This is a genomic window from Lutispora saccharofermentans (assembly GCF_024363565.1).
Classification (GTDB): Bacteria; Bacillota; Clostridia; order Lutisporales; family Lutisporaceae; genus Lutispora; species Lutispora saccharofermentans.
Window position 1 is genome coordinate 237,388 of the sequence record NZ_JAJEKE010000002.1, and the last position, 12,958, is coordinate 250,345.

General features: G+C 42.3%; 12 protein-coding genes and 1 pseudogene. 11 read left to right on the forward strand and 2 right to left on the reverse strand.

Features of this window, described 5'->3' with window-relative positions:
- Positions 1 to 56 precede the first annotated feature (56 nt).
- The 3 genes and pseudogenes from larC (at position 57) to guaA (ending at position 4,620) form a co-directional block, all read left to right on the forward strand.
- Positions 57 to 1,252, forward strand: a pseudogene (gene larC, locus LJD61_RS20455) (nickel pincer cofactor biosynthesis protein LarC).
- 83 nt (positions 1,253 to 1,335) lie between these two features.
- A complete protein-coding gene (gene guaB / locus LJD61_RS04035; protein ID WP_255226226.1) occupies positions 1,336 to 2,787 on the forward strand; it encodes an IMP dehydrogenase in 1,452 nt (483 codons plus the stop codon).
- A gap of 303 nt (positions 2,788 to 3,090) precedes the next feature.
- Positions 3,091 to 4,620: a glutamine-hydrolyzing GMP synthase gene (gene guaA, locus LJD61_RS04040; RefSeq protein ID WP_255226227.1), complete on the forward strand. Its 1,530-nt coding sequence runs from the start codon at positions 3,091 to 3,093 to the stop codon at positions 4,618 to 4,620.
- 101 nt (positions 4,621 to 4,721) lie between these two features.
- On the opposite strand, the gene LJD61_RS04045 is transcribed toward guaA, so the two are convergent.
- On the reverse strand, positions 4,722 to 5,471 hold the full coding sequence (locus LJD61_RS04045) for a Fic family protein (protein WP_255226228.1): 750 nt from the start codon (positions 5,469 to 5,471) through the stop codon (positions 4,722 to 4,724).
- 17 nt (positions 5,472 to 5,488) lie between these two features.
- Positions 5,489 to 5,704: a helix-turn-helix transcriptional regulator gene (locus LJD61_RS04050; RefSeq protein WP_255226229.1), complete on the reverse strand. Its 216-nt coding sequence runs from the start codon at positions 5,702 to 5,704 to the stop codon at positions 5,489 to 5,491.
- Between the two features lie 269 nt (positions 5,705 to 5,973).
- On the opposite strand from LJD61_RS04050, the gene LJD61_RS04055 reads away from it, so the two are divergent.
- The 8 genes from LJD61_RS04055 (at position 5,974) to LJD61_RS04090 (ending at position 12,932) form a co-directional block, all read left to right on the forward strand.
- On the forward strand, positions 5,974 to 6,150 hold the full coding sequence (locus LJD61_RS04055; RefSeq protein ID WP_255226230.1) for a hypothetical protein: 177 nt from the start codon (positions 5,974 to 5,976) through the stop codon (positions 6,148 to 6,150).
- Between the two features lie 139 nt (positions 6,151 to 6,289).
- Complete coding sequence (locus LJD61_RS04060) at positions 6,290 to 6,424, forward strand: hypothetical protein (protein ID WP_255226231.1); 135 nt, start codon at positions 6,290 to 6,292, stop codon at positions 6,422 to 6,424.
- Positions 6,421 to 6,720 (forward strand): hypothetical protein, encoded by a 300-nt coding sequence (locus LJD61_RS04065; protein ID WP_255226232.1) that lies wholly within the window; start codon positions 6,421 to 6,423, stop codon positions 6,718 to 6,720. Before LJD61_RS04060 ends, LJD61_RS04065 begins: the two co-directional genes overlap by 4 nt.
- Before the next feature lie 236 nt (positions 6,721 to 6,956).
- Positions 6,957 to 8,267 (forward strand): ATP-binding protein, encoded by a 1,311-nt coding sequence (locus tag LJD61_RS04070; protein WP_255226233.1) that lies wholly within the window; start codon positions 6,957 to 6,959, stop codon positions 8,265 to 8,267.
- A gap of 278 nt (positions 8,268 to 8,545) precedes the next feature.
- Positions 8,546 to 9,247, forward strand: coding sequence for a DUF5058 family protein (locus LJD61_RS04075; RefSeq protein WP_255226234.1), 702 nt, complete (start codon positions 8,546 to 8,548; stop codon positions 9,245 to 9,247).
- A 17-nt stretch (positions 9,248 to 9,264) separates the two neighbouring features.
- Positions 9,265 to 9,945 carry a hypothetical protein gene (locus tag LJD61_RS04080; RefSeq protein WP_255226235.1) on the forward strand — a complete coding sequence of 227 codons (681 nt, stop codon included), beginning with the start codon at positions 9,265 to 9,267 and terminating at the stop codon, positions 9,943 to 9,945.
- 18 nt (positions 9,946 to 9,963) lie between these two features.
- Positions 9,964 to 11,139: a M20 family metallopeptidase gene (locus LJD61_RS04085; RefSeq protein ID WP_255226236.1), complete on the forward strand. Its 1,176-nt coding sequence runs from the start codon at positions 9,964 to 9,966 to the stop codon at positions 11,137 to 11,139.
- A 152-nt stretch (positions 11,140 to 11,291) separates the two neighbouring features.
- Positions 11,292 to 12,932, forward strand: coding sequence for a PucR family transcriptional regulator (locus LJD61_RS04090; RefSeq protein ID WP_255226237.1), 1,641 nt, complete (start codon positions 11,292 to 11,294; stop codon positions 12,930 to 12,932).
- Positions 12,933 to 12,958 lie beyond the last annotated feature (26 nt).

Here is a 12,958-nt window from a genome sequence, read left to right on the forward strand (position 1 = left end):
GAGGATTGGAAATGAAGGTTTTATATTTTGATTGTTTTTCAGGCATAAGCGGCGATATGACCATAGCCTCTTTGCTGGATCTGGGAGTAGATAGGGAAAAGCTGTTGGACGGACTGTCAAAGCTGGGCCTGGACGGCTGCAGAATCAGTATAGAAAAGAAATCCAAGATGGGCATAACCGGTACATATTTCAATGTGATTTTAGACGGCCATCATGATGAGCATAGCCATGAGGATAAGCATGATCATCATCATGAGCATGAGCACAGCCATGAACACGAGCATCATCACAGAAGCCTGAAGGATATAGAAGGCATGATCGATAGCAGTACCCTGAGTGAAAGAGTAAAGGACCTGAGCAAGAAGATTTTCCTTATTGTGGCGGAAGCAGAAGGCAAGATACATGGCACAGCTCCTGAAGAAGTGCATTTTCACGAGGTCGGAGCCGTTGATTCGATCATAGATATAGTAGCAGCGGCCATATGCATAGAAGAGCTCAAGCCGGATAAAATAGTGTTTTCCAAGCTGCCTTTATCGAGAGGCTTTGTGAAATGCCAGCATGGCCTATTCCCATTGCCGGCCCCTGCCACCCTTGAGATATTAAAGGGCATGCCTGTCTATTTTACCGATGCTCCTATAGAGCTTGTGACCCCTACAGGTGCGGCTATTGCAAAGGCTTTGGCAGATGAATTCGGAGATATGGATGAAATGGAAGTTGAAAAGGTAGGGTATGGCTTGGGCAATATGGATTATCACATACCCAATGTGTTGAGAACCATCCTATTTGACGTAAAAAAAAAGACCATAGCAAGGTAGTATTGCTGGAAACCAACATTGACGATATGACCGGAGAAGCCTTGGGCTATGCTATGGAGAAGCTCTTTGAAGCAGGAGCTCTGGATGTATACTTTATTCCCATAACGATGAAAAAGAACAGACCGGGCATAATTTTATCTGCTTTATGCAAACTAGAGGATGCGGCCCGTCTGAAAAAACTGATCTTTTTAAATACAAGCACCTTTGGAATACGGGAGACCCCGATCAATAGGGATGTACTGGACAGAGACTTTATCGAGGTGGAGGTTTCAGGCGAGACTATACGCTGCAAAGTGGGCATCTTTGAAGGAAAGGTTATAAAGGTCCTTCCCGAATATGAGGACTGCAGGACTGCAGCAATAAAGACCGGTGCCGGCTTTTCGGACATATATCAACAAGCAGTTGCAAAGTCAAGAGAATATTCTGTATTTTTTTAAAGGCTTTGACAAATAAATATACATTAAATATAATAGAAAGAATAAAAAAATCGGCAATATGTTGCAAAGTGAGGAGTGTAATTATGGAGAAGTTTTTAAAGGAAGGGTTGACCTTTGATGATGTACTGTTAATTCCCGCAAAATCAGAGATTCTTCCAAAAGAAACAGATGTATCCACTATGCTGACTAAAAGAATCAAACTCAATATTCCTATAATGTCCGCCGGCATGGATACGGTCACAGAAGCAAGGCTTGCGATAGCCATAGCAAGAGAAGGCGGTATAGGGATTATCCATAAGAATATGTCCATAGAAAGCCAGGCCATGGAGGTTGACAAGGTAAAAAGATCAGAGCATGGAGTCATAGTAGATCCCTTCCATCTGTCACCGGATCACATAATATCCGATGCTATGGAGCTTATGGAAAGATACAGGATATCCGGAGTGCCCATTGTGGATGAAAAGGGCAAACTGGTAGGCATTCTTACCAATAGGGATCTGCGATTTGAGACAGATATGTCAAGGCCCATACATGAAGTGATGACGAAGGAAAACCTTATAACCGCTCCTGTGGGCACTGATTTGATTCAGGCAGAGAATATTTTGAAGAGACATAAAATCGAAAAACTTCCCTTGGTTGACGATAACGGTTATCTGAAAGGACTAATCACAATAAAAGATATAGAAAAGGCGATCCAATTCCCCAATTCCGCAAAGGATAAGGGCGGGCGGCTTTTGGTAGGAGCAGCCGTAGGAGTCACTCCCGACATGATGGAAAGGGTCAAGGCTCTGGTTGAAGCCAAGGTTGATGTGGTTGTATTAGATACTGCTCACGGCCATTCAAAGGGTGTAGTTGAAGCAGTGAAGAAGATAAAGGTAAATTATCCTGATATTCAGGTCATCGCAGGAAATGTAGCTACGGCAGAGGCAACGAGAGAGCTTATCGAAGCCGGAGCAGATGCCGTAAAAGTAGGAATAGGACCGGGCTCCATATGCACCACCAGAGTTGTTACGGGCATAGGCGTTCCTCAGATAACGGCAGTATATGATTGTGCCATGGAAGCGGATAAATACGGAATACCGGTAATTGCAGACGGAGGCGTCAAATACAGCGGAGATATTACAAAGGCAGTAGCTGCAGGTGCGAGAGTCATAATGGTGGGAAGCTTGTTTGCAGGCACTGAAGAAAGCCCCGGAGAGAAGGAAATATACCAGGGAAGAAGCTTCAAGGTATACAGAGGCATGGGCTCTTTAGCGGCAATGGCATGCGGCAGTAAGGACAGGTATTTCCAGGAGGACGCAAAGAAATTGGTGCCTGAAGGGGTAGAAGGCAGAGTACCGTTCAAGGGAGCTTTGGCTGATACTATATATCAATTGGTGGGCGGACTCCGCTCCGGCATGGGCTACTGCGGCACAGCCACGATAGAAGACCTGAGGAAAAACGGCCAGTTTATAAGGGTAACCGCTGCAGGACTTAGAGAAAGCCATCCTCACGATGTCCAGATAACAAAAGAAGCACCGAATTATAGTCTGTAGGTAAAATAGCCACTGGCCACTAGCCTCTGGCTTCTGGCTTGGGGTATTCCTTACGGGCCGTGGAGGACGGGAACCACTTATTCTATGAAAGATACCGTGGAATGATTTAGTTCCAGTAACCTCAGATTCCAGATGTATATCAAAAGTTATAAAGCTATATTGGAATTGGCGGGAATCATACAGGCCAGACACTATCAAATAACAGAGAGAAGCCATTCCGTGGTTTTTCGTGAAAAATTCCGTGTCTTTCTGTGGTTTCCGTTCCCCATAACCCCTGAGTTTTAATAAGAAGGAGCGTGAAATATGGATAGAGAATTGGTTTTGATATTGGATTTCGGCGGGCAATATAATCAGCTTATAGCCAGAAGAGTAAGAGAAAACAATGTCTACTGCGAAGTAGTGCCCTATGATATATCCGTTGAAGAAATAAAAAGCAAAAATCCCAAAGGCATAATATTTACCGGAGGGCCTGCCAGCGTCTATGAAGAAGATTCACCTAAATGTGATCCGGAGATACTCAAAATGGGCATTCCCATATTGGGAATATGCTATGGAATGCAGCTCATGTCCCATCTGTTGGGAGGCAAAGTAGGCAGGGCTGAAAAAAGAGAGTACGGGAAAACCTCTGTAAAGCTTGATGAAAGCAAGCTTTTTAAGGGCATACCGGGAGAAAACATATGCTGGATGAGTCATACCTGCTTTGTAGATGCACCGCCTTCAGGCTTTAAGGTCATAGCCAATACAGGCACCTGCCCTGCGGCAGCTATGGTTGACGAAGACAGGAAGCTGTACGGAGTGCAGTTCCATCCGGAGGTTGAGCATACAGAGCACGGCAAGGAAATGCTCAGGAATTTTCTTTTTGATATATGCGGACTTAAAGGTACATGGACTACAGGAAGCTTCATAGAGGAAGCGGTTGCTCACATAAAAAAGACTGTGGGCGATAAAAAAGTGATTTGCGCTTTAAGCGGCGGAGTGGATTCCTCGGTAGCGGCAGTCCTGGTGCATAAAGCCATAGGAAATCAGCTTACCTGCATATTTGTTGATCACGGCCTTATGAGAAAAGATGAAGGCGATCAAGTTGAATCGGTTTTTAGAAAGCAGTTTGATATGGACCTCATAAGGATCAATGCACAGGATAGATTCTTAGACAAACTGGCCGGAGTTACAGATCCTGAGAAAAAGAGAAAGATTATAGGCGAGGAATTTATAAGAGTATTTGAAGAAGAAGCAAAAAAGCTTGGCAAGATCGACTTCCTTGTCCAGGGAACGATTTATCCAGATGTCATAGAGAGCGGCACCAAGACAGCAGCCGTCATCAAATCTCATCACAATGTAGGCGGACTTCCCGAAGATATGGAGTTTAAGCTTATCGAACCTTTGAGACAGCTTTTCAAGGATGAGGTGAGGCTTGTAGGCATAGGCTTGGGAATACCGGAGGATCTGGTATGGAGACAGCCCTTCCCCGGACCCGGGCTTGGTATAAGGGTTCTGGGCGAGATCACCGGCGAAAAACTTCATATAGTGAGAGAATCCGATGCGATTCTGCGGGAAGAGATAAAGAATGCAAACCTTCACAGGAGCATATGGCAATATTTCACAATGCTTCCTAACATAAGAAGCGTAGGAGTCATGGGGGATGAAAGGACCTACAGCCACACTGTGGCGATAAGGGCAGTGACCAGCAATGATGCTATGACTGCCGATTGGGCAAGGATACCCTATGAAGTATTGGAGAAGATATCCTCCAGAATTGTAAACGAAGTTGAGCATGTAAACAGGGTGGTATATGATATAACAAGCAAGCCGCCGGCAACTATCGAGTGGGAATAGTCCATGAGATGAAGGAAAGCTCGGCGTAGGCTCTCTTGTATTTCTGATATATAACAAAAGCGGAATCCTGGACTGAAATGGGATTCCGCTTATTTTCTATTTTAAGGCAGCTTAGGGAACGGGATATGCAGCAGCCGCATGATGTCCTTTTCCGACTCAAGAACTCGTTCAGCAATAAAGTCAGTAAACGGCCGGTCGTCTTTGTGAGCCCGCTCCAGCAGGCTTATATACTCCTGCCGCAAAACCGGAGGAATGACAGCCAGCATGTAGCCATCCTGAATGAGAGACGTATTCATAAGCAGCCTGGAAATTCGGCCGTTGCCATCGATAAAAGGGTGAATGAATACAAAACGCTTATGCAGCTGGGCCGCAAATTCCACCGGATGATATTTGTCACGGTCAGAGGCCACCCACTGGAACAATTTATTCATTTCTGCTTCTATTAGGCCTACTTTACACACTGCATATTTTGAACCGGTGATTATTACCGGCTCGGTGCGATACTGGCCAGCTCTATCAGGATCAATATCTTTATAGAACATCCGATGCATTGTAAGGACGTCAGTCTCGGTAATCCGGTGGCTGCCGAGCAGTGTAAACATGAAATCATAAGCCTGGGCATGCCCAAGTGCCTCGAAGGTGTCACGAAGCGGTTTCCCTCCAACGGTCAATCCGTCTTCCAGGAGCACCTTTGTTTCGCTTTCCGTAAGGGTATTCCCCTCTATGGCATTGCTCGACCAGGTGAGGCCAATACGGTAGTATCCCTTTATTTCATTCAGCAGATGGCCTTCAAAAGGACGTAACTCATCAATAGCCTTCTTATAGCGGTCGATTTTTTCAATTAACTTCATACAAGATCCTCCATCGATTAATATTCCACCTTTTCGCCATTTGGCAATTCAAAGGCACCTATATATTTGCAGCCTGAAGCTTCGGCAATTTTCTTTAATTCATCAACGGTGAAACTTTCCCGTTTCATTTTCTGACTGAAGGCCTGCGGACTTTTTCCGGATAGCCTGCCAAGTTCTGAGACACTTATACCAAGCTTGACGCATAGAATTTTCAACTGTTCAGACACTGACATATTGACCACTCCTTCCAATATCCTTATTATAAACGAAAATGTTTAATAAATCAACGTTAATAGCTCTGTTTTATTGAGAAACGTTAAAAAGCTCATTGACTGCATAAAAATAATGTTTATAAGGCAAATGAATAATATCAGGGCTCATGTATGAGTGCAGAAGAAATAATATGAATGAAATAATCTCTATTTAATTTCTAAAATGCTTCTTGACTAAAGGCTGTCTTAAGTGCTATACTTAGGGCGGCCTTTAGTCTGGAGGTGAATTATTGGGCAATAAAAAAATGGGTCGGCCAACCGATAATCCGAAGCCGTATAAAATTGCCGTAAAGCTTGACCAAGAGGCAAAAGATGTACTCGATGCCTATTGCAAGCAAGAATCTGTTTCTATAATGGAAGCGGCAAGACGTGGAATAAAACGGTTGAAACCTGACCTAAAAAAATGAAAGGAAGCGGCTCGCTCTTGGTGAAGAATACAGCCACTTCCAGTACGGCAACCGTCTAAAAGACAGTTACAGCGTAAATATTATATCATGCGCTGCACTTTCTTTCAAGGGTTGTACGATTGTTGAAAGGAAGGCGTTTATGAGTAACAAAGAAGGATGGAAGGAAATTTTACTTGAACTTACTTTAGCTGCCGAACATGAAACGGAGGGTATTTATCATCAGGGCTTAAAAGATTGTGTATGGCTGCTCAACGATTTGGAGGTGCCGGCATGAGTTATATTTCAGAGATTTTTGATAGGACGAATATTCAACACATCCGAGAATTTTTATTGTACGGAGTTGAATGTGCAGAAATCAGCGATAAGTCCTACAAGCAGAGGATTGATGAATCAAGTAAGACTGCTATTGAAATGATACAGGCAAAATTTCCTGATATGGCTGAATATGAAAAAATAACGGCTGAAGTTTATAGCTATGCCAGTACGGTTGAAGATGTCTATATGGAAATTGGCCTGCAATGTGGGATAACGTTAGCGATGCAGTTATTGACTAACTTTAATAGAGGATGAATGATTATACCCGACGGATTATTAAAATTCGGCGGGTATATCTGTGTGATATGCCCCCCTTATGGTAGACAGTTAAAATAATAAAACTGTTTACTGCAAGGAGGAGCATTTTTTTACTGAAAACAGGCTGAGAAAAAGCAAATGAGTTATATTCGTCGTAAAAAATGTAATTTATCCACATAATATCATTGTAATTTTCGTAAAATAGCCTATAATACTATTATGAGGTGATGAAATTGTACCGTACTGCGATTGAACAGCTTCATAAATGGAAGCAGAAGAAAAATAAAAAACCGCTCATTATCCGAGGAGCTCGCCAGGTCGGAAAGACCTGGCTGATGAAAAATTTCGGACAGACCGCTTATAATAAGACGGTCTATGTTAGCTTTGATAATAACCGGCAGATGAAGGACCTGTTTGAAGCAGATATGAAAATTCAGCGGATTATCACAGGATTGGAGCTTTATGCAGGGCATAAGATCAATCCGGCTGATACCCTGCTGATTTTTGATGAAATACAGGAAGTACCCAAAGCATTGACATCCCTTAAATATTTCAATGAGAATGCACCGGAATATCAAATCATATGTGCAGGTTCATTATTAGGCGTTGCCTTGCATCAAGGCACATCATTCCCTGTTGGCAAGGTAGAATTTCTCGACTTGTATCCTCTATCCTTCACAGAGTTTATGAGGGCAATGGGGAAAGAGCAATTTGTTGAGCTCATTGCAAAAGGTGATTTTGAGCTGGCAACCGCTTTTAGGCAGGAGTATATAGATTTGCTCAAATATTATTATTATGTTGGCGGTATGCCTGAAGTGGTTGTGAATTTTGCTGAAAACCATGATTTCAATGAAGCACGGGATATACAACAGCGTATTCTTGCCGCCTATGAGCAGGATTTTTCAAAACATGCCCCCAATGAGGTGGTGCCGCGTATACGGATGCTTTGGAACAGCATTCCGTCACAGCTTACGAAAGAGAACAAAAAGTTTATCTATGGGCTTATCAAAGAAGGTTCACGGGCAAAAGACTACGAAATGGCTATGCTTTGGCTGACGGACTGCGGCCTCGTCCATAAAGTACAGCGTGTAACAGCTCCCAGCCTGCCATTAAAAGCCTATGAAGACTTAAAGGCATTTAAACTGTATATGCTGGATGTGGGATTGCTGTCATGCATGGTAAGGCTAAATCAAAGGGTACTTCTTGATGGCAATGGGCTTTTCAAAGAATTCAAAGGTGCTTTAACAGAACAATATGTTTTGCAGCAGCTAAAGACGATGAATGGATTAGAAACCTATTACTGGACAAATGACCGCGGCAATGCTGAAATTGACTTTTTAATCGATACCGGAGGAGATATCATTCCGATTGAGGTAAAAGCTGAAACCAATTTAAAAGCCAAAAGTCTTAAAACCTACTATGAGAAATTCAAGCCTAAGACTTCAATACGTACAGCCATGACGGATTATAAAAAGGAGGACCGGCTTCTAAATTTACCTTTGTGGGCTATCGGGTCAGTCGATAGACAAAGCGGATTTATATAAATATAGCAGGCACATGATATCCAATGGAGATGCATATTTCCATTGGATATTTTTTTATGCAGCTGTGTGCAGAAGAACTAGGTCTCTGAATTTAGTCATCCTTATTTTATTTTTTGTACATATGTGCAAAAAAATCTTAAAAGTTTTAAGTAAATCACAAGCATACAAATATATGCTTTAAGTTCTATCTATCATACAAAAGATAATGGGCTTGTCTATAGAATTATTCAATAGATAAGTGATGCATCATTGAAATTATTTATATCAGGAGGGAGAATATGAAGGAATATTTACAAATCGCCAACGATCCGATCCTATGGCTGATGTGTTTACCTGTGGTTGCTTTAGTAGCAGTCCAAGCAGTCATATTTACTAAGAGGGCTTTTCAGACGGCCCATATTGTCAAGCTTACGAAAGAAGAATGCTGGCACGCATTCAGAGTAGGAGCCATATCTGCCATAGGCCCTGCTATTGCCGTCTTTATCGTTATGCTGGGTATGATGGCTGTGGTTGGTGCTCCCGTTACTTGGATGAGGCTCGCTATTATCGGTGCCGCACCAACTGAACTCACCGCTTCGGCAATGGGAGCTAAAGCCATGGGTGTTGAGTTTGGATCAGCGGACTATGGAGTGCTTCAATATGCCAATTCAGTTTGGGCCATGACACTAAACGGCAGCGGCTGGTTATTATTTTGCGGATTATTTACTCATAAGCTGGATTCATTAAGGGATAAGATTGCCGGCGGCAATACAAAGCTGATGGGTGAAATAGGCGGAGCTGCCATGCTTGGCACGATGGCTTATCTTACTACCGGACACATATTAGCTGGCGGTGGAAGGCTTATAGCTTCAGTTATAGCAGGTTTGGCAATGGCAGTATTGGTTAATATATCCAAAAAGATTCCGGGCCTTACAGAATATAACTTAGGCATTGCTATGCTGATAGGAATGTTCACATCTGTATTGATAATAGGTTTTTAATAAAGGGGGCAACATAAATGGAAGATAAATTATTGAATGAAAGTTATGAGCAATCCTTTACCAAGCATATAATAGGTGCAGGAAGATGGACCCTTCTATTATCCGTGCCCTTGTGCTTTTTACCGGCAATCTACCTGTGGATACGCTATGGCGCTTTGCCGCCTCTTGGCTCCATATTGACGGGCTGGTTTTTAATAGCCTCTATATATGGCTCCTGGTATATAGTTGAACCGATATCCTATTTCCCCATATTAGGACTTTCAGGAACCTATATGTCCTTTTTGAGCGGAAATATTGCCAACATGAGAGTACCTTGCGCAGCAGTGGCGCAGGAGGTATTAAAGGTTGAGCCGGGTTCCCAAAAAGCTGAATTGGTTGCCACGATAGGCATAGCAGGGTCTATAATAACAAACCTTATTGTAGTCACTCTGGCGGCAGTAGCAGGTAACGAGCTATTCAAATATTTCCCTCCCGTAGTGGTAAAAGCTCTTGATTTTGTTCTTCCTGCTATATTCGGTGCATTGTTTGTAATGTTCTCGATAAAGTATCCTAAATACGGAGTGTTTGCTATAGGCGTAGGAATGTTCCTGTTAGGTATTGTAAAGGTTTTGCCTACTTGGGCTATCATACCTATATGCATATTTACAACTATAGCCTATGCGGTAACTTCATTTAAAAGAAAAAATAAAGCTGATTAGAACAGAGAGGTGTAAGCATTGAATAACAAAGACATATTAAAGTATATCGACAGAGACGAAACAGTGGCGCTTCTTCAGGAAATGGTGCAGTTCAAAACAGTTAATGAGCCTGGAGATGAGAAGCCTTTGGCAGAATTCATCAAGGCAAAGCTGGAGGCTTTTGGAATTGATGCTTATGTAGATGATGTAAGCGACAATAGAGCCAATGTAATAGGAAGAATGAAAGGCAGCGGTGAAAGAGAAGCTCTTCTATTCAACGGGCATTTGGATACGGTGCCCCCGGGGGATATTGAGTGGAAGCATAGTCCGTACAGCGGAGCATTAGAGGATGGGAAAATATACGGGCGAGGCTCAGCGGACATGAAGGGTGGACTGGCCGCCATGCTAATGGCTCTTAAGGCTGTTAAAAAGGCAGGCTTGGAGCTAAAAGGAGATTTCATATACAGCGCTACTGCAGGCGAAGAGACAGACAGCATAGGGGCCGTTAAGTTTGTTAAAGAAGGCGGACTTGATGGAGTAGGCGCCATAATAATTGGAGAGCCGAGCTCCTGCGGCGTGAATGCAGCAGAAAAAGGAGCATTCTGGATAGAGATAACAACCTATGGGAAAACCGCTCACGGTGCCTTCCCCGAGAAAGGAATAAATGCAGTTGTAAACATGAATGCACTGCTTTCTGAGCTTATAAGCTATAAATTCAAGTATGAAGAGAATGAAATCTTAGGGCATCCCACCATGAATATTTCTACAATAAAAGGCGGGGTCAAGACCAATGTGGTGCCCGACAAATGCAGTGTGACCATTGATATGAGGACAGTGCCGGGAATGCATCACGGTGACATAATAAAAGATTTTGAAAAGATGATAAGCAAGCTGGCTTCCGACATCGATGATTTCAAGGCAGATATTAAAGTATTGAACGACAGGGCTGCAGTAGAAACAAAGGCATCCCATCCCTTTGTAAAGTTAGCAGTGGATACTGTAAAGGAAGAATTCAATAAAGAGATTAAAGCAGCAGGTGTTAATTTTTATACCGATGCCTCCGTATTCCTGCCGGCAAAAGAGCTGCCCTGCATATTCTATGGACCGGGGGATGCTAATATGGCCCATCAGCCTAACGAACATGTAACTGTAGACAGCCTTATGGAAGCGGTACATTTCTACTGCGCAATGATAGAGAGATATCTGGCTCTATGAATCTAAACTCGCTTCAAAAACCCTATGGAGAGCAGCAGAGCCGGTAAACAAGAGCATGTGCGTTGAAGTACATGCTCTTAAACTATATACAGCACCAGGATTTGTAATTTTCATGTGAACTATCAAGTGTTATAATATTTTGGGGTGGTAATATGGGAGTAACCGTTAGAGAAATTCTTCAGTCACAATATTTTTCGGATTACAGAGTATTAGCTGGGAAGGAAGCTTTGGATCTGAAAGCACAGGCCGTTGTTCTTTTTGATGCCCCCGATGGATACAAATGGTTTAAAGGCAAGGAATTCGTCATTACCTCGGGATATCTTTTCAAGGACAATACTGAGCTTTTCAAGGAAGTGATAATGCATCTTTTCAAGCATAAATCCGCAGCATTAGGAGTAAAAACTCAAAGATATCTTAATGAGGTGCCTAAGGAAATCATCGATTTGTGCAACAGCCTGCCGCTGCCGCTCATCGATATCCCCTATGATGTTCCTTGGATTGATGTCATAAATGCAGTGAACTCCATTGCCATGAATCGTTACATCAACAGGATCAACGATAGAAACCATAATAATTCTCTCTTTGTAAATCCCCATAGCTTAAGCAAAAAAATAGAGCAGATCGGGATCAACCTGTCCCATGAGATCATGAGCCCTGTGTCAATCGTTGATATTATGGATAAAAAGATATTTACATATCCTTCAACCTATAAGGTAAGAGGGGATTGTGTGCCATTTAGCCAGCACTATGATCTGCCTTTTAACTATCAGAAGGAGGTAATGTGCGACAACCTGAATATGTTCAGAATCAAGGATTTAAGCGGCAATAGCTGCTGCCCGTGGATAGTGGTGCCCATAACCCTAAGGGATATGACCGTATCCAATCTTATAATATGGGAAGAGTGTGAGGCTATTGATTATTATGATATGTTTGCCCTTAGACTCAGCTATACGCTGCTTTTAAGCATTTATGAGCAAGCTTATTTCGCAACCTCCTTTGAGCGCAGATTTTATGATGATTTTATAAAATCCTTGATAAGCGGAGAACTGGACAGCAAGTCAAAAGTTATCAGAGCTCTGGCTAATTTTCAGCAATCCAGCCTGATGATTGATAACGGTTTTATTTGTATATGTATCAGGGCAGAAGGGGAAGAAGTATCCTTATATACAAATCGAGAGAAGATTTATCGATCCTTCCTTTTTGACTTGCCCAAGAAAAAGTGCATACTGGGCATAATAAATGATAGCACTATGGTTCTTTTATATGACATAAGTGATTTTAAGAAGGATATTATAAGAACATTAAAACTCAATTTGAAGAATATCCTGAAAGAATTGGAAGCAAATATACCCAATTATTATTTTAAAATAGGCATAGGAGATCCGGAAAAGGATATATGCAATATGAAGAAAAGCTATATGGAGGCTCTAAAGGCAATCGAGATAGGCTCGTATATCTATCCCGATTCAAGGATTGTGGCCTTTGAAGACCTTGGGCCCTTTGGACTGATCAGAGTAGAAAACATGCAGAGGAAAAGCTTCGGAAGCAATTTTAAAAATATATATCCTTTATTGGACGAGGAAAATGCAGAGGAATTGCTTGAGACCCTCAAAGCATTTTTGGAAAGTGAATCAAATTATAATATTGCAGCAAAAAAGCTATATCTTCATAGCAATACCGTAAGATACAGGATTGGTAAGATACAGCAACTGTGCAATATTGACCTGGAGGATTCGACGGAGAGATTAAAGGTTGAAATCGCCTTGAAGTTTATAAATATGGTGAAAAAGTAAGACTGTGATTTATATATCAACTACAA

Coding starts and splice junctions, on each gene's coding strand:
- LJD61_RS04050 (WP_255226229.1), bottom strand. CDS start 5,704: ATGTCAGTGTCTGAACAGTTGAAAATTCTATGCGTCAAGCTTGGTATA.
- LJD61_RS04080 (WP_255226235.1), top strand. CDS start 9,265: ATGGAAGATAAATTATTGAATGAAAGTTATGAGCAATCCTTTACCAAG.
- LJD61_RS04065 (WP_255226232.1), top strand. CDS start 6,421: ATGAGTTATATTTCAGAGATTTTTGATAGGACGAATATTCAACACATC.
- LJD61_RS04090 (WP_255226237.1), top strand. CDS start 11,292: ATGGGAGTAACCGTTAGAGAAATTCTTCAGTCACAATATTTTTCGGAT.
- LJD61_RS04045 (WP_255226228.1), bottom strand. CDS start 5,471: ATGAAGTTAATTGAAAAAATCGACCGCTATAAGAAGGCTATTGATGAG.
- LJD61_RS04060 (WP_255226231.1), top strand. CDS start 6,290: ATGAGTAACAAAGAAGGATGGAAGGAAATTTTACTTGAACTTACTTTA.
- guaA (WP_255226227.1), top strand. CDS start 3,091: ATGGATAGAGAATTGGTTTTGATATTGGATTTCGGCGGGCAATATAAT.
- LJD61_RS04075 (WP_255226234.1), top strand. CDS start 8,546: ATGAAGGAATATTTACAAATCGCCAACGATCCGATCCTATGGCTGATG.
- guaB (WP_255226226.1), top strand. CDS start 1,336: ATGGAGAAGTTTTTAAAGGAAGGGTTGACCTTTGATGATGTACTGTTA.